The 17,940-nt window shown below is 62.4% G+C and carries 10 protein-coding genes (1 of these 10 cut by a window edge); 5 read left to right on the top strand and 5 right to left on the bottom strand.

All coding sequences use genetic code 11. The features are described from left to right. Positions 1-22: 22 nt before the first annotated feature. Positions 23-361: an antibiotic biosynthesis monooxygenase gene (locus JUI81_RS21375; protein ID WP_019579925.1), complete on the top strand. Its 339-nt coding sequence runs from the start codon at positions 23-25 to the stop codon at positions 359-361. 73 nt (positions 362-434) lie between these two features. Here the strand turns inward: JUI81_RS21375 and inhA are convergent, their stop codons facing one another. Further along, positions 435-1,121 carry an isonitrile hydratase gene (gene inhA, locus JUI81_RS21370; RefSeq protein ID WP_007933144.1) on the bottom strand — a complete coding sequence of 229 codons (687 nt, stop codon included), beginning with the start codon at positions 1,119-1,121 and terminating at the stop codon, positions 435-437. Between the two features lie 90 nt (positions 1,122-1,211). Between inhA and JUI81_RS21365 the strand changes: the two genes are divergently transcribed. After that, positions 1,212-2,204, top strand: coding sequence for a GlxA family transcriptional regulator (locus JUI81_RS21365; protein WP_204124995.1), 993 nt, complete (start codon positions 1,212-1,214; stop codon positions 2,202-2,204). Here JUI81_RS21365 and JUI81_RS21360 read toward each other — a convergent pair. The 3 genes from JUI81_RS21360 to JUI81_RS21350 form a co-directional block, all read right to left on the bottom strand. Next, positions 2,173-3,063: an alpha/beta fold hydrolase gene (locus tag JUI81_RS21360; protein ID WP_204124994.1), complete on the bottom strand. Its 891-nt coding sequence runs from the start codon at positions 3,061-3,063 to the stop codon at positions 2,173-2,175. The genes JUI81_RS21365 and JUI81_RS21360 overlap by 32 nt on opposite strands. 57 nt (positions 3,064-3,120) lie before the next feature. Continuing rightward, positions 3,121-3,507, bottom strand: coding sequence for a hypothetical protein (locus JUI81_RS21355; RefSeq protein WP_204124993.1), 387 nt, complete (start codon positions 3,505-3,507; stop codon positions 3,121-3,123). 507 nt (positions 3,508-4,014) lie between these two features. Continuing rightward, positions 4,015-5,838: a glycoside hydrolase family 15 protein gene (locus tag JUI81_RS21350; protein ID WP_204124992.1), complete on the bottom strand. Its 1,824-nt coding sequence runs from the start codon at positions 5,836-5,838 to the stop codon at positions 4,015-4,017. A gap of 162 nt (positions 5,839-6,000) precedes the next feature. On the opposite strand from JUI81_RS21350, the gene JUI81_RS21345 reads away from it, so the two are divergent. After that, positions 6,001-7,173, top strand: a complete 1,173-nt coding sequence (locus JUI81_RS21345; RefSeq protein WP_096479828.1) for an MFS transporter — start codon at positions 6,001-6,003, stop codon at positions 7,171-7,173. Positions 7,174-7,193: 20 nt separating this feature from the next. Here the strand turns inward: JUI81_RS21345 and JUI81_RS21340 are convergent, their stop codons facing one another. Beyond that, positions 7,194-8,327 carry a cupin-like domain-containing protein gene (locus JUI81_RS21340; protein ID WP_096479829.1) on the bottom strand — a complete coding sequence of 378 codons (1,134 nt, stop codon included), beginning with the start codon at positions 8,325-8,327 and terminating at the stop codon, positions 7,194-7,196. A gap of 158 nt (positions 8,328-8,485) precedes the next feature. Here JUI81_RS21340 and JUI81_RS21335 point away from each other — a divergent pair, with 158 nt between their 5' ends. Both JUI81_RS21335 and JUI81_RS21330 read left to right on the top strand, forming a co-directional pair. Continuing rightward, positions 8,486-9,223, top strand: a complete 738-nt coding sequence (locus tag JUI81_RS21335; RefSeq protein ID WP_096479830.1) for a thioesterase II family protein — start codon at positions 8,486-8,488, stop codon at positions 9,221-9,223. Between the two features lie 319 nt (positions 9,224-9,542). Further along, positions 9,543-17,940, top strand: partial view of a non-ribosomal peptide synthetase gene (locus JUI81_RS21330; RefSeq protein WP_204124991.1) — the 5' portion only. The gene runs 3,974 nt beyond the window's last position; the window shows 8,398 of its 12,372 coding nt (coding positions 1-8,398); it begins with the start codon at positions 9,543-9,545; its stop codon lies beyond the right edge, outside the window.

Genomic DNA, 17,940 nt, shown 5'->3' with positions numbered 1-17,940 from the left:
TTCGCTGAAAAGGAACCTCTGCATGTACATCGCATCGTTTATCTACAAACCCGGGCAACGGGACGAGGAGTTCAACCGGTTGAGCACGTTGATCGACGAAGTCGCGATCAGCATCGAAGGGTTCGTCGGTACCCAGTCCTGGTGCTCGGCCGATGGCGAGCTAGTCAACGCCAGTTACTACTGGCAGGACGAAGCCTCTATCCGGGAATTCGCCAGCCATCCCAAGCACCTGGAGGCCAAGCGTCAGTACCGCAAGTGGTATGCGGGTTATCAAGTGGTGATCGCTAAAGTGGAGCGGGCTTATGGCGATGACTCGTTCGAGCTGTTTGTGCCGAATGGCCGGCGTGCGGCGAATGCTTGAGCGAGGTTTTCCGCGACGGATTCCCGGCGTGAGTGACTGGCTGCGGGGGGATAGCCCCCCGCGGCCATCTCTTTCACTGGAGGTCGAGTTTCGCCGCTGCACGTTCGGTGATTTCCGTACGTAATTTCAACGACCCGGCAGCGCGTTTACGGGCTTCCTCCAGCACGCTGGCTGGCGCTGTCTCGGGGCTGCCCGACGCAAACGGTGGTGCCGGGGCGTATTCCAGCTGCAATTGCACCAGTTGCGCGGTGTCCTTATCGAACAATTCAGCGGCCAGGGTCAGGGCAAAATCGATCCCTGCGGTGATCCCGCCACCGGTCAGCAGATTGCCGTCGCGCACCACCCGATCCTTCACCGGAATCGCCCCCAACAGCCCGAGCAACTCGTGATACGCCCAGTGAGTGGTGGCGCGCTTGCCCTTGAGCAGCCCTGCCGCGCCAAGCACCAGGGCACCGGTGCAGACCGAGGTGACATACCGCGCCGTGGCGGCCTGAGCCTTGATGAAGGCCAGGGTTTGTTCATCTTCCATCAATGGCCCGACACCACCGCCACCGGGAACGCAGATCACATCCAGCGGCGGGCAATCGTCGAAGGTGATGGTCGGTTTCAACACCAGCCCGGTACTCGCGGTGACGGGCACCAGATCCTTCCAGATCAGATGCACCTTCACGTCCGGCAGCGAGGCCAGCACGTCATAAGGGCCGGTCAGGTCCAGTTGTTGAACCTGTGGAAACAACAGTAAACCGATCTGCAACGTCATGGCGTTCTTCTCCTGATTGGGGTGGACGGCTTCACTGTAGGCTCGTAGGATTTGGCGAATACGCCAATAACCCCACGAATTACGCCAATCATGCCGAACCACCCGAAAACCATTCATGTGCTGGCCTTCGCCAACGTGCAAGTGCTCGATGTCACCGGGCCGTTGCAGGTGTTTGCCTCAGCCAACGACATTGCCCGCCAGCAAGGTCTGCCGCCGCCCTATGCGCCGTCAGTGATTGCCAGCGGTGGCGGGGCGGTGATGTCGTCGGCGGGGTTGGCACTGTTGGCGGAGCCGCTGCCGGATCGGGGCAGCGACACCTTGATCATTGCCGGTGGCTGGGGCGTTTACGCGGCAGCGCAGGACGCGTCGCTGGTGGGGTGGGTGCGTGAGCATGCGCGAGATTGCCGGCGGGTATCGTCGGTGTGTACCGGGGCGTTTTTGCTGGCGGCCAGCGGCTGGCTTGATGGTCGACGGGTGGTGACGCACTGGACCCGTTGCGAGCAATTGGCGCAGCAGCATCCCAAACTGCAGGTCGAACCCAACCCGATCTTCATCAACGACGGTCCGGTCTGGACCTCGGCCGGGGTTACCGCAGGCATTGACCTGGCGCTGGCCATGGTCGAACAAGACCTCGGCCGAACCATGGCCCTCGAAGTCGCCCGGCAACTGGTGGTGTTTCTCAAGCGTCCGGGGGGCCAGTCGCAGTTCAGCGTGACCCTGTCTTTGCAAAAAGAAGGCAACCGATTCGACGAGCTTCACGCCTGGATCAGCGAAAACCTCACCAAGGACCTCGGCATTCCGACCTTGGCCTTGCAGGCCGGGATGAGCGAGCGCAGCTTCGTCCGTCACTACCGCGCCGACACTGGCCAGACCCCGGCGCGGGCCATTGAACTGATTCGGGTCGAGACCGCGCGACGACTGCTCAGCGACACCGGCGTACCGATCAAACGGGTCGCGGTGCAATGCGGGTTTGGCAGCGAAGAGACCCTGCGCCGCAGTTTTCTGCGGGCCATGGGTGTAACACCGCAGGCCTATCGCGAGCGGTTTTCCGTCAGCCCTTCAGCAGATCCAGTATTGCCCTGAGCGTCGCTTCGGGTGCTTCCTCGGGAATGTTATGCCCGACGCCCGCCAACACTCGGCGTTCGTAGGGGCCGGTAAAATGCTCGGCGTCTTCATCGACTTCAGGCGCGGGCCCCACACCGTCATCGGCCCCGCACAGGGAAATTGTCGGCACGCTGATTGCCGGTTGTCGGGTCAGCGCTTCTTCCATCCACTCCAGCGCCGGGTCGCCAGGCGCATACATGAACCGGTGCCGGTACGAGTGAATTACTACGTCGACGAAATCCGGATTATCGAAGGCTGGCGCGCTCAAGGGATATCGTTCGGCATTTTGCGCCCAGGTCGGTGACCACAGGCGCCAGAGCAGTTCGCACAGCGCCCGACGGTTTTGGGTCAAGCCTTCCACGCCGCGCGGGGTGTGGAGGTAATACTGATACCAGAGACGATGTTCGGTCTGCGGATCCAGAGGCTGGGTGGAGCGGGGGATGTTCTGCAGGTTGTAACCGTCCCCGGTCACCAGGCAGCGCACCCGCTCCGGCCTTAGCGCCGCGACAATGCACGCCGCCCGACCGCCCCAGTCATAACCGCACAGCGCGGCCTGTTTGATGGCGAGGGCGTCCATCAGGTCCAGCAAATCCTGGGCGAGGGCGGCCTGCTGGCCAGAGCGCAGGGTGGCGGGGGAGTTGAAACGGGTCGGGCCGTAGCCGCGCAGGTACGGGACGATCACGCGGTAGCCCTTTGCGGCGAGGGCTGGAGCGATGTCGTCATAGGCGCGGGGGGAGTAGGGGAAGCCGTGCAGAAGAATGATCGGGTCGCCGGTGCTGGGGCCGTGTGTTTCGCAGGCAATATCGAGGTTTGGCGTCAGGACATGTTGGGTCTGCATTCGATGCTCCATGGGCTGTCTATCAACGGCTGATTCAGATCGACCCGGGCCCGTTCCTCAGGTTTCCACGTCCATCTGATTGAAGTACTTCGACCGGTCCGGCGTATACGTCACGACCATTTTGGTCCTGGAACAGGTCAGCGCCCGTTCTGCGCTCAGATCAATATCCAGATCATCCCCGCGTAACCCTTGCCATTGGGCGAGGTATTTCAGGGATCCGTATTTTTCAAGTTTCTTCAGGCTGCGGCTGACGCCACCTTTCCAACCCAGCACCGGGAGTTCGCCGGTGAGGCATTGGTGGGCGAGGTCGGGGAAGCGGGCGGCGCGCTGACGGCCGATTTCCCAGCATTTGATCAAGCCTTTGTCGGGGCCTTCCCACAGTTCAGTCCGATTCAGGCCTGATCGGAGTGGGACGTTGATGCTGCGATGGATGCGCTGGGTCATTCTGGTTCCTTGAATTCGGGTTTTGTTGGACAGCTCCGCTGTGCCCGTTGAGCGTGGATGGTAGGGATGGATGTAGGTGCTGGCAACAAGGTATTTCCGGATGTAGGAATCAGTTACCAGGTGTTGATTGGGCTGGTTTGTTTAGTGAATGTAGGCGATTGGCCTACACACTGTTGTGGCGAGGGGGCTTGCCCCCGTTCGGCTGCGCAGCAGTCGCTAAGCCAGTAAATACGGTGCTTCTGGAGGAATGTGGTTGAGCATTCGAGGGGCCGCTACGCGACCCAACGGGGGCAAGCCCCCTCGCCACGGGAGGTCATTCCTGCCAGGCAGAGTGTGTTTAAGTTCATCGCGGGTAGGTCTTGATCCTACAAAAAGTGTCGTAAAAGTGGATATTTCCGACGAGTTTTGGCGGTGGTCACAACGGCGATGCCGAAGCCAGCGCCCCCCACAGTTGAACGGTATACATCTGTAGGAGCGAGGCTTGCCCGCGAAGCAGTCACCTCATTCTCAAGGCTGCCAGACGTTTTTCTCCCCGCTCAGCTTCCTGTTCAGAAAGCTCGCCGCGCTGATCAGCGCCAGATGCGTCAATGCTTGCGGAGTGTTGCCCAAGTGTCGGGCGTGGCTGTCGAACTCTTCGGCGTACAACCCCAACGGGTTGGCATACTTCAGCAATTGCTCGAACTCCAGATGCGCTTTTTCTACCTGGCCGGCCCGGGCCAGGCATTCGACGTACCAGAACGAACAGGCGGCAAAGGCGCCTTCGGTGCCGGGCAGGCCGTCGATCTGGCTGTCGTCGTTGCGGTAGCGGTAGACCATGCCCGCGCGCACCAGGTGTTTCTCGATGGCTTCGAGGGTCGCGATCCAGCGCGGATCCTTGGCGCTGACGAAGCGCACCAGCGGCATCAGCAGCATCGAGCCGTCGAGGCCGGTGCCGCCAATGTGCTGGACGAAATGCCCGTGTTCTTCGTTCCAGAAGTTGCTCCAGATGTCGGCGTAGATCGCTTGACGGGTCTGGTCCCAACGGGCGAACGGGGCGGGCAGCGAGCGTTTGGAGGCCAGCCGGATGGCCCGATCCAGCGCCACCCAGCACATCAATCGCGAGTGCAGGAAATGATGCTGCTCGCCGCGCATTTCCCAGATGCCAACGTCCTTTTGCTGCCAGGTTTCGCAGACCTGATCGACCACTTCCACGGTGTGTTTCCAGCCTTCGTGGGAGATCGCCTCACCGTACTTGTTGACCAGGTAAACCGCGTCCATCAGCTCGCCGAAGATGTCGAGCTGGATTTGATCATAAGCCTGATTGCCGATGCGTACCGGCGTCGCGCCGCCATGGCCGGACAGGTGCGAAAGTTCGGTTTCCGGCAGTTCCTGGCGGCCATCGATAGCGTAGAGAATATTGAGTTTCATCGGTTTACCACGGCAATCACTGACCCTGCCACGCAGCCAGCGCATGTAGGCGTTGGCTTCCTCGACGAAGCCCAGGCGCATGAAGGCGTAGACGGTGAACGAGGCGTCGCGGATCCAGGTGTAGCGGTAGTCCCAGTTGCGTGTGCCGCCAGGTGTTTCCGGCAGGCCGAAGGTGGCGGCGGCGAGGATGGCGCCGTGTTTGCGCGAGGTCAGCAGCTTCAGCGCCAGGGCCGAGCGATTGACCATTTCCCGCCAGCGCCCGCGGTAATTGGACTGGCCGATCCAGTCGCGCCAGAACTTCAAGGTGCGCTCCAGGCACAGATCGGCGGCGCCTTCCTTGAAGCGCGGATCGTCAACGTCGCCGAGCAGAAATTCGGCGCTCTGGCCCTGTTCGAGGGTGAAATCGGCAATCGCTGCATTGCCTTCGACGCGCAAGGGCCGATCCGAGCACAGTTGCATGGGAGGCTGACCGGTAGCCTCGAAATACACACTGCGGCCACGCGACCGAGCCTTGGTGTCAGCCCGCGCATAGTCATGACGCAGGTTGCACAACATCTGAATCGTCGCTTGACCGCTGACCACGCGCACCCGGCGCATCAACATCGGCAAATCATCCTCGCTGTCGCCGATGGGCAGCAGGTCGGTGACTTCGACCACCGCATGATCGCTGAGCCAGCGGGTTTGCAAGACGTTGGTGTCGGGCAGGTAAATCTGCTCGCGACGGGCGTCGGGCAGGTCCGGAGCCAATTGGAAGATGCCGGCTTCGGGGCTGTCCAGCAGCGCGCAGAAGATCGACGGACTGTCGAATTCCGGCCAGCAGAAAAAGTCCACGCTGCCCTTGTCGTTGACCAGCGCCGCGCTGCGCATGTCGCCAATGATGCCGTGGGCGTCGATCGCGCTTTGTCGTTCGGAATGATCAGCCATTGCCGCAGAACTCCGGGAATCGAGGGCCTAACCAGCTGACTGGTTTAAGCCACAGAGAGTTCATTTGGCGGCGAACCGGCGTTCACACTCAACCTACAATTCGACGCTTTCCCGCAGACCGACGCTGTGGCAAGTTGCAGGCCCTTGTTGAGGCCCGATCCCATGGCAAACCCCTACCGCGAGCTGTTCCACGCCCCAGGCGCACGTGCCTTTGTGCTGGCCGGGATGATCGCGCGCATGCCGATTTCCATGACCGGCATCGGCCTGATCACCATGCTCTCGCAGCTCCAGGGCGGTTATGGCCTGGCGGGCTCCATCGCGGCGACTTTTGCCCTGGCCACGGCGTTTTGTGCGCCGCAGGTTTCGCGGCTGGTGGACCGTTTTGGGCAAGGCCGGATCTTGCCGGTGTCGGCGCTGGTCGGCGGCGGGGCGCTGTTGATGCTGTTGCTCTGCACCCGCTTGCAGGCGCCGCACTGGACGTTGTTTGCGTTTGCCGCGCTGGCCGGTTGCATGCCGAGCATGTCGGCGATGGTGCGGGCACGCTGGACCGAGTTGTATCGCGGTCGCCCTGAGTTGCAAACCGCCTATGCGCTGGAGTCGGTGCTGGATGAGGTGTGTTTTATCGTCGGGCCGCCGCTGTCGGTGGGGTTATGCGTGGTGGCGTTCCCCGAGGCGGGGCCGTTGGCGGCGTTGCTGATGCTGGCGATCGGGGTCACGGCGCTTGTGTTGCAGCGCGGCACCGAGCCGCCGGTGCATCCCCATGAAGAACACCATCAGGGTTCGATCATCCGCTCGAGCGAGATCCAGTTGTTGATGCTGTTGATGGTTGCCATGGGCACCATTGTCGGTGTGGTGGATGTGGTCAGCGTTGCCTTCGCCGCGCAGCAGGGGCAACCGGCGGCGGCGAGTATTGTGCTGTCAGTGTATGCCATCGGTTCATGCCTGGCCGGGTTGGCGTTCGGCGCGTTACGCTCGAAACTGCCGCTGCCGTTACTGTTTCTCTATGGCGGGGTAGCGACGGCGGTGACCACGTTGCCGTTGCTGCTGGCGGCGAATATTGTCGGCTTGTCGCTGGCGGTGTTCGTTGCCGGGCTGTTCTTCGCTCCGACCCTGATTGTGGCGATGGCGCTGGTGGAGCGCATCGTGCCGCCGGCCAAACTCACCGAAGGCCTGACCTGGCTGGTCACCGGTTTGAGCATCGGTGTGGCCCTCGGCGCGGCCAGTTCCGGCTGGCTGGTGGATGCGTTCGGGGCGCGCAGCGGGTTCTGGGTGTCGATTGCCGCTGGCGCCGTGGTGTTGGGATCGGCGGTGCAGAGTTTCCGTCATTTGAAATAGCCCGCTGCTCCCATAAGGGATTACCAGCCTCTTCCCGAATTCACCCAGAAATTCACCGACAACGATGTCGAGACCGATTCCACCTGATGGAACCAGCCTTCGGGCAGAAACAGCAGGTCGCCGGCCTCCAGGGTTACTCGCAGAAACGTCACGTCTTGCGCGCCGGGGAAGCGCTGGTAATCCGGCGCATCCGGGTTGAAATCACAACCGTCGAGCCCGCCCCGTGGGGCTGTCGACCAGGTGCCTAGGGCTTCGCGGTGATGGGGGGCGGCGAGGGTGAAGGTTTTCTGGCCCCAGACCTGAGCAAACAGGTTGTCGGTATCGTCGCGATGCAGCGGTGTCAGCGTGCCCTTGGGGCCGATCCAGATGCGGGGCGGGATGAACAGCGCTTGATCGAAGTAGGGCGGGTACTTGATCTGCTCCATCAACTGCGCAGGCAGGATGTTATTGCCCATGTACGCCGGAGGTTCGCCATCGGCGCTTTTCACTGCCGGGGTATCCAGCGATGCGATGAACTTGGCCATGGAAGTGGAGCGGAAATCCCGTTCCGTGGAGAAGGTTTTCTTCACGTAATCGCCGTGACGGGTAATGCCTTGCAGTTCGGCGAAATGCACCAGTGATTCTTCGCGGCTGAGCTTGAACAGGGGCCAGTCTTGCAGGGCATCGCTGATCACCAGCGGAATGCCGTGGGGCAGGTAGCGAGTCTCGAACTCCAGCACCGACAGCTCGCTGCGTGGCCGGCGCTCCACCGAGCGTTGGGGCGGCAGGCTGGCGGAGACCTTTTCGCTGAAACGCGGCGGGGTCGGGTAGCGCTTGTTCATGTCGACCTTTTCCACCACGCCGCCACCGTGGCGGGCGTGATCGATGATCTGCGGCAGCATCGTCGCCAGGCCCATGTTGCCGCCGATTTTCAAGCGGCCGCTGGCGAACAGTTCCTCGACATTGGCCATGCCGCCCATGATCCCGAGAAAGTCCTGTTCCGCGACTTCGATGGTCACGTCGGGGCTGGCATGACGGCCGGCTTCGGTGCGGCTGCTGGCCTTGACCTCGGACCAGTACGCCTGATGCGGGCCGAACACGAATTGAAAAACCCCTTCGATGCCGACGGCACCGGCATTGGCGAACAGTTTGCCCAGGATGGTCTGCAGGTCCACGGCGACGCCTCTTGTTGGTTTTGGTCTGAGCTGGTTTTGGTTTGAACTGATTCTGGTTTGAAGAGAAACGAGCACCTGCAGCGGAGATTTAACCGACGCTGACTAATTTGCGCTGCTGGCGGGTCGTCTTCCCATACAGACGATTTTTTGAGGTAAACGTGGTGACCAAGCTGACCCTGCTGTGCCTGCCGTATTCTGGCGCCAGTGCCATGGTCTACAGCCGCTGGCGGCGCAAGTTGCCGCAGTGGCTGCTGTTGCAACCGGTGGAGCTGCCGGGGCGGGGCGCACGGTTCGGCGAACCGCTGCACACCGACATGCGCGCGCTGGCGATGCAATTGGCCAGGGAGTTGCGTTCGACGCTCAATGCGCCTTACGCCTTGTTTGGTCATAGCTTGGGCGCCTTGCTCGCGTGTGAGTTGGCTCACGCCTTTCGTGCGCTGGGTTGCCCGGAACCGGTGGCGCTGTTTGCCTCGGGAACGGCGGCGCCGACGATGCGGGCCGACTACGATCGCGGCTTTGCCGAGCCCAAAACCGATGCGCAGTTGATCGAGCAACTACGCACGCTCAATGGCACCAGCGAAGAGGTGCTGGCCAATGAAGAGCTGATGAGCCTGACGCTGCCGATTCTGCGTGCGGACTTTCTGTTGTGTGGCCGTTTTCAGCCGGTGCAGCGGCCATTGCTCAAGTGCCCGGTGCATGTGCTGGGTGGCAAGGCCGACAAGGCCACCACCGAACAGCTGATCGGCTGGAGCAAGGAAACCCACGGCAGCTTTTCGGTGGACATGCTGGCCGGTGGGCACTTCTTCATTCATGAGCACGAAGCCAAGGTACTGCGGGTGATCAAGGATCAGCTGGAGGCTCACCATCGGCGGCATGCCTTGGCGGCTGTCGGTTAACACGATGCTTCAGTTTGGTGATCTCTGTGGCGAGGGAGCTTGCTCCCGCTCGGCTGCGCAGCAGTCGTAAAACAGCGAATGCGGTATTTCTGACACAGCGACGTCGCAGGTTTTAGGGTCGCTTCGCAACCCAACGGGAGCAAGCTCCCTCGCCACAGGTCTGTGTTCGGCCGTCATTTCTTCGCCGCACCGCCGATTCCAGCCGCTTCGACCTTCCTTCCTGATACTTGTTCTCAAACGCTAATTTTTCCGGTCTGCATTCGTTTCATAGGGACGACGTGCCTTTGTGCTTCCTGCCTACTGATCCGGATGCTAAGAAATGAATGCTGAAGACTCCTTGAAACTTGCTCGCCGGTTTATCGGGTTGCCCCTGGAAAAGCGCCAGATGTTCCTTGCGGCCTTGCACAAGGAGGGCGTGGACTTCGCCCGTTTTCCGATTCCGCAAGGGGTCGAGGCCGAGGACCGGCAAGCGCTGTCCTACGCCCAGCAGCGCATGTGGTTCCTCTGGCAACTGGACCCGCACAGCGGCGCCTACAACTTGCCGGGCGCAGTGCGCCTGACTGGGCAACTGAACCTGCCGGCCCTGGAGCAAGCGTTCACCAGCCTGGTGGCGCGTCATGAAACCTTGCGCACGGTGTTCCAGCGTCAGGCCGACGAGTCCCTGCAACAAGCACCTGCCAGTGCGCCGCTGGTGATCGAGCAGGTCGATTTCAGCGTGTTGCCGGCCCTTGAGCGCGAGCAGGCCGTGGCCGAGGCCGCCCAGCAGCAATCGTTGCTGCCGTTCGATTTGGCCGTCGGGCCGCTGCTGCGGGTCAAGCTGCTCAAGCTTGCCGAGCAGGAGCACGTGCTGCTGCTGACCCTGCACCACATCGTTTCTGATGGCTGGTCGATGAACGTGTTGATCGACGAGTTCATCCGCTGCTACGACGCCCATGATGCCGGCGTGCAACCGCAGCTCGCGCCGTTGCCGATTCAATACAGCGACTATGCCTTGTGGCAACGCCGCTGGCTGGAAGCCGGGGAGCAGGCGCGGCAGCTGGAATACTGGCAAGCCCAATTGGGCTTCGAGCATCCGGTGCTGGAGCTGCCTACCGATCACCCGCGCCCGGCGATGCCCAGCTATCGCGGCACGCGTTATGAGTTCGGCGTCGACGGCCCACTGGCCGAGCAACTGCGAGCCACCGCGCAGAAGCACAACATCACCTTGTTCATGCTGTTGCTCGGCGCATTCAACGCGTTGCTGCACCGTTACACCGGGCAGACCGACATTCGCGTCGGCGTGCCGATCGCCAACCGCAATCGCGGTGAAATCGAAGGCCTGATCGGTTTCTTCGTCAACACCCAAGTGCTGCGCACCCGGCTCGATGGCCAGACCCGCGTGGCGGATTTGCTCCGTGACATCAAGGAAACCGCCCTCGGCGCCCAGGCCCATCAGGACTTGCCATTCGAGCGGCTGGTGGAAGCGCTAAAGCTGGAGCGCAGCCTCAGCCACACGCCGTTGTTCCAGGTGATGTACAACCATCAACCGCAGGTGGCGGACATTTCCACGGTGACCACCGCCTCGGGCCTGGAGCTGGGCGTGATCGAATGGGAAGGGCGCACCACCCAATTCGACCTGACCCTGGACACCTATGAAAAGGCCGGCACACTGCACGCCGCGCTGACCTATGCCAATGACCTGTTCGATGCGCCGACCATCGAGCGCATGGCGCGGCACTGGACCCATTTGCTGCACGGCATGGTCAACGACAGCCAGCAGCGCATCAGCGATTTGCCGTTGCTTGAAGCCGAGGAATACCAGCGCATCGTCCATGATTGGAACCGCGCTGACGAAGGTTTCGCCGATGATCTGTGCATTCATGAGCTGATCGCCAGGCAGGTCGCGGCCATGCCGGACGCGCTTGCGGTGACCTTCGCGGCCAAGCAACTGACTTACGCCGAGCTCGACAGCTGCGCCAACCACCTCGCCCACAAGCTGATCGAGTTGGGTGTGGGTCCGGAAGTGCGGGTCGGCGTGGCGATGCAGCGTTCCGACAGCCTGTTGGTAGCGCTGCTCGCGGTACTCAAGGCCGGCGGCGCCTATGTGCCGCTGGACCCGGATTACCCGGCCGACCGCGTGGCCTACATGCTCGAAGACAGCCGCGCTTTGGTGCTGCTGACCGAGCAGGCTGTTGCTGAAACATTGAGCGTAATGGCGGGCACTCAAGTGCTGTTGATGGACAACGCCGAGCCATGGCTGGCCACTTACCCAAGCAGCGCACCGGTGACCGGCGTCACGCCGGATAACCTCGCCTATGTGATCTACACCTCCGGTTCCACCGGCAAACCCAAAGGTGTGGCCATCGCCCATCGCAACGTGCTGGCGCTGATCGACTGGTCGCAATCGGTGTACAGCCGCGACGACATTCAAGGTGTGCTGGCCTCGACCTCGGTGTGTTTCGACCTGTCGGTATGGGAGCTGTTTGTCACTCTGGCCAACGGCGGTTCGGTGATCATCGCCCGCAACGCCCTGGAGCTGCCGCAACTGCCGGCCCGCGATCAAGTGCGTCTGATCAACACCGTGCCTTCGGCGATCAATGCGTTGCAGCGCGACGGGCAGATCCCGCCGAGCGTGCGCATCATCAATCTGGCCGGTGAACCGCTGAAGCAGAGCCTGGTGGAGGCGTTGTATCAGCAGCCGACCATCGAGCACGTCTACGACCTCTACGGTCCATCGGAAGACACCACCTATTCCACCTGGACCCGCCGCGCGGCGGGTGGCACGGCCAACATCGGCCGACCGCTCAAACATACCGCCAGCTATTTGCTCGATGCCGATCTGCAACCGGTGCCGCAGGGCGTATCGGCCGAGTTGTACCTGGCCGGCGCGGGCATCACCCGGGGTTACTTGGCGCGACCGGGCATGACTGCCGAGAAGTACGTGCCGAACCCGTTTGCCAGCAACGGCGAGCGTCTGTATCGCACCGGTGATTTGACCCGCTATCAGGTCGACGGCGCGCTGCAATACGTCGGTCGCATCGACCATCAGGTCAAGGTTCGTGGCTTCCGGATCGAACTGGGTGAAATCGAAGCGCGGCTGTTGCAGCAGGACGCGGTACGCGAACTGGCGGTGCTGGCCCAGGACGGCGCCAGTGGTCAGCAACTGGTCGCCTACATCGTGCCGACCGATGCCGTGGTGTTGGCGGACAATGCCGATGCTCAAGCGAACCTGCGCGAAACCCTGAAAGCCGCGCTGCGCCAACACTTGCCGGACTACATGGTCCCGGCGTATCTGCTGTTCCTCGAACAATTGCCGTTGACCCCCAACGGCAAGCTCGACCGCAAGGCCTTGCCTGCGGTCGACGGCACTCAGCAGCAACGTGAACACGTGGCGCCACGCACGGCGCTGGAAAAGTCGCTGGCGGCGATCTGGCAGGACGTTCTGGCCATCGACAACATCGGCCTGGAAGACAACTTCTTCGAACTGGGCGGCGACTCCATTGTGTCGATGCAAGTGGTCAGCCGCGCGCGTCAGGCGGGCATCCTGTTGAGCCCCAAAGACCTGTTCCAGTACCAGACTATCCGCAGCCTGGCGCAAGTGGCCCGCAGCGGCGAACAGACGCTGATCGATCAAGGTCCGGTTGTTGGCGCGGTGGCCTTGGCGCCGGTGCAGCACTGGTTCTTCGAGCAAGCCATCCCTGAGCGTCATCACTGGAACCAGTCGCTGCTGCTGGTGCCGCGCGAAGCGCTGGATGCCGGGGCGCTGGATCAGGCGTTGGTGCAGTTGCTCCAGCATCACGATGGGTTGCGTCTGCGTTATCAACAGACCGACGCCGGTTGGCAGCAGGCCTATGGCGCAGCGTCTGTTGAGTCGGTGCTGTGGCAACGCTCGGCGCAATCGCTCGAAGAGCTGAATGCGTTGTGCGACGAAGCCCAGCGCAGTCTTGATCTGGGCAACGGCCCGTTGCTGCGAGCGTTGTCGGTGCAGATGGCCGATGGCACTCAGCGGCTGCTGCTGGTGATTCACCACTTGGCGGTGGACGGTGTGTCGTGGCGGGTATTGCTGGAAGATCTGCAGCAGTTCTATCGCCAGGCACGCGACGGCTCGACGCTGACGACGGCGGTGAAAACCAGTTCATACCAGCGCTGGGTGGCGCGTCTACAAAACCACCTGCCAACGTTCCACAACAGTGTCGATTATTGGCAGGCGCAACTGCGCGATGCGCCGCAAACCGACTTGCCGTGCGACCGCCCAGACGGTGCACTGCAAAACCGTTTCGAGCAGAAAGTCGAACTGACCTTCGATGCCGAACAAACCCGCAAACTGCTGCAACAGGCGCCGGCGGCGTATCGCACTCAGGTCAATGATCTGCTGCTGACCGCATTGGCGCGGGCCGTGTGCCGCTGGAGCGGGCAGGGCAGCACGCTGATCCAGCTCGAAGGCCACGGCCGTGAAGACCTGTTCGACGATATCGATTTGACCCGCACTGTCGGCTGGTTCACCAGTCTGTTCCCGGTCAACCTGAGCCCGTCCGGCGACCTCGGCGCATCGATCAAAACGGTCAAGGAGCAACTGCGCGCGGTGCCGGACAAAGGACTGGGCTACGGCGTGCTGCGCTATCTGGGCGACTCGCAGGTTGGCGCCGCACTGACAGCCATGCCGCAACCGCGCATCACCTTCAACTACCTGGGGCAGTTCGACCGTCAGTTCGACGAAGCGGCGTTGTTTGTGCCGTCCAGCGAAGGCAGCGGTGTGGCCCAGGATCCGTCGGCGCCGTTGGCCAACTGGCTGACGGTCGAAGGCCAGGTGTATGGCGGCGAGCTGTCGATGAGCTGGGGCTTCAGCCGCGAGATGTTCGACACCGTGACCATCCAGCAGCTGGTCGATCAATACGCCGCAGAACTCAATGCGTTGATCGAGCATTGCTGCACCCTCGAAGCGCCACAGGCCACGCCGTCGGACTTCCCGCTGGCGCGCATCACCCAGGCACAACTCGATGCATTGCCGGTGGCCATCGGCCAACTCGACGACCTCTATCCGCTGTCGCCGATGCAGCAGGGGCTGTTGTTCCATACCCTGTACGAGCAGGCGGCGGGTGAATACATCAATCAGTTGCGAGTGGAGGTGCAAGGCCTCGAACCGGAGCGTTTCCGCGCCGCCTGGCAGGCCACGGTCGATGCACAGGACATCTTGCGCACAGGTTTTGTCTGGCAAGGCGAACTGGAACAGCCGGTGCAGATCGTGCACAAGCAGGTGCAGTTGCCGTTCACCGTGCTCGACTGGCGTGAGCGTGACGATCAGCTTCAGGCCTTGAATGAACTGGCCAATGCCGAGCGCCAACAAGGATTCGACCTGAGCCAGGCGCCATTGCTGCGACTGGTGCTGGTGCACACCGCAGACGATAGCTGGCAGCTGATTTACACCCATCACCACATCCTGATGGACGGCTGGAGCAACTCGCAGTTGCTCGGCGAAGTCTTGCAGCGTTACAGCGGTCGCCCACCGATAGCTACCGGCGGGCGCTATCGCGATTACATCGCTTGGTTGCAGCGTCAGGATATACAACTGAGCCAGGATTTCTGGCGCGAGCCATTGGCCTCCTTGCAAGAGCCGACCCGACTGGCGCGGGTGCTGTCCGGCAACGAAAGCCTGAGCGGGCATGGCGACCATTTCCAGACCCTGGACGTCAGTCGCACCCAACACCTTGAAACTTTTGCCCGGCAACAGAAAGTCACCCTCAACACCCTGGTGCAAGCCGCGTGGCTGCTGTTGTTGCAACGCTACACCGGTCACCAAACCGTGGCGTTCGGCGCCACGGTGGCCGGGCGTCCGGCAGACTTGCCCGGCATCGAGCAAGCGGTCGGCTTGTTCATCAATACCTTGCCGGTGATCGGCGCGCCGCGTCCGGACCAAAGCGTCGGCCACTGGTTGCAAGCGGTACAGGCGCAAAACCTCAGCCTGCGCGAGTTCGAACACACGCCGCTGGCGGACATTCAACGCTGGGCCGGGCAGGGTGGCGAAGCGCTGTTCGACAACATTCTGGTGTTCGAGAACTACCCGATTGCCCAGGCGCTGCAACAGGGCGCGGAGCAAGGCGTGGTGTTCGGCGACGTCGCCAACCTTGAGCAAACCCATTATCCGTTGAGCGTCGCCGTGACATTGGGCCAGACCCTGGCGCTGCATTACAGCTTCGACCGGGCGCATTTCTCAACGCCGGCGATCGAACGCATCGGTGCGCACCTGCTGCAACTGCTGGAGCAGTTCGCCGAGTCGGCCGAACGCAATCTTGGTGAAATTGCCCTGGCCAGCGCCGCCGAACGGGCGCAGCAACAGGCCGATAATCAGCCGCAGCCGTACCCGGTGAATGTCGCCGTGCACCAGCGCATCGCCGAACTCGCCGCCCAGCGCCCCGAGCGCACAGCAGTGATCTTCGCCGGCCAGCGGTTCAGCTATGGCGACATCGACCAACGCGCTAATCAATTGGCCCACGCCCTGATCGCGCGGGGTGTCGGCCCGGAAAGCCGGGTCGGCGTGGCCTTGCCGCGCAGTGAAGGGGTGATCGTCGCGCTGCTGGCGGTGCTCAAGGCCGGCGGTGCCTACGTGCCGCTGGACACCAGTTACCCGCGCGAGCGTCTGGCTTATCTGATCGAGGATTCGGGGCTGGCGTTGTTGATCACCGATTCGTCGGTTTCTGCGCAGTTGCCGGTGGATGATGCGATCCCGGTACTGGAGCTCGACCGTCTCGATCTGCGCAGCCAATCCCTTACCGCGCCCAAGGTGCCGCTCGATCCGCAGAACCTCGCTTACGTCATTTACACCTCCGGCTCCACCGGTAACCCCAAAGGCGTGAGCGTCGCCCATGGCCCGCTGGCGATGCATTGCCAGGCCATCGGCGAACGCTATGAAATGCGTGACAGCGACTGCGAATTCCACTTCATGTCCTTCGCTTTCGACGGCGCCCATGAGCGTTGGCTGACCAGCCTGACCCACGGCGCTTCGCTGCTGATTCGCGACGACAGCCTGTGGACCCCGGAACAGACCTACAACGCCATGCGCGAACACGGCGTGACGGTGGTGGCGTTCCCGCCGGTCTACCTGCAACAACTGGCCGAACACGCCGAACGTGAAGGCCACCCGCCGAAGGTGCGGATCTACTGCTTCGGCGGTGATGCCGTGCCCAACGCCAGTTTCGAACGGGTCAAGCGCGCGCTCGATCCGGACTACATCATCAACGGCTACGGCCCGACCGAAACCGTGGTCACGCCGCTGATCTGGAAGGCCGGGCGCGACGTGCAGTGCGGCGCGGCCTACGCGCCGATCGGCAGTCGCATCGGTGACCGCAGTGCTTATGTGCTGGACACCGACCTGAACCTGCTGCCCCAAGGCATGGCCGGTGAACTGTACCTGGGCGGCACCGGCCTGGCCCGGGGTTATCTGAACCGTCCGGGCCTGACGGCTGAGCGGTTTGTTGCCGATCCGTTCAGCGCGGTCGGTGGCTTGCTGTACCGCACCGGCGACCTGGTGCGGCAGCGTGCCGATGGCACGTTCGATTACCTGGATCGCATCGACAATCAGGTGAAGATTCGCGGTTTCCGCATTGAGCTGGGGGAAATCGAAGCGCGCCTGCAAACCCTCGATGGGGTACGCGAAGCCGTGGTGGTTGCCCAGGAAGGCACCGCCGGCAGCGGCAAGCGCCTGGTGGCTTATGTGGTCGCCGATGCGCTCAATGCCGAACAGGCTGATTTCGCCGACAGCTTGCGCGAGCAACTTAAAGTCGCGCTGCCGGCGCACATGGTCCCGGCGTATTTGCTGCTGCTTGAGCGCCTCCCGCTGACTCCCAACGGCAAACTCGACCGCAAGAACCTGCCCAAGCCGGACATCAGCCAATTGCAGCAAGCCTATGTGGCGCCGCAAAGCGCACTGGAGCAGCAACTGGCGACGATCTGGCAAGACGTGCTGAAACTCGATCAGGTCGGTTTGAGTGACAACTTTTTCGAACTGGGTGGCGATTCGATCATCTCGATTCAAGTGGTCAGCCGCGCCCGTCAGGCCGGCATCCGCTTCACGCCAAAAGACCTGTTCCAGCACCAGACCATCCAGGCACTGGCCACGGTGGCGCGGTTGGGTGAACAGGCTCAGGTCATCGATCAAGGGCCGGTGACCGGCGAACTGGCGTTGTTGCCGGTGCAACAGGCGTTCTTCGAGCAGGCCATCCCCGAGCGTCAGCACTGGAATCAGGCGGTGATGCTCAAGCCGACGCAAACCCTCGACGCTGCGCTACTTGAGCAGGCGTTGGGCGCACTGGTTACTCACCACGATGGCTTGCGCTTGAGCTTCGTCGAACAGGCGGACGGCTGGCAGGCACAGTACCGTGCGCTGGGCAGCCAGACCGAGGCGTTGCTCTGGGCGGTTGACGTCGCCGACGCCACGGCACTGGAAGCGGTGGCCAATGAAGCGCAACGCAGCTTGAACCTGCAACACGGGCCGCTGCTGCGTGCGGTGCTGGCGAACCTCGATGACGGTACTCAGCGCCTGTTGCTGGCGATCCACCATCTGGTGGTGGACGGCGTGTCGTGGCGGATTCTGTTTGACGATCTGCAAACCGCTTACCGTCAACTGTTGAGCGGCGAGCCCCTGCAATTGCCGGCCAAAACCAGTGCGGCCAAGGTCTGGGCCGAGCACCTGCAAACCTACGCCCGCAGTGCTGAATTGCGCAGCGAACTGGCCTGGTGGCAAC

Source organism: Pseudomonas sp. 008 (assembly GCF_016861935.1).
Taxonomy (GTDB): domain Bacteria; phylum Pseudomonadota; class Gammaproteobacteria; order Pseudomonadales; family Pseudomonadaceae; genus Aquipseudomonas.
This window is presented reverse-complemented; position numbering and strand designations above follow the sequence as displayed.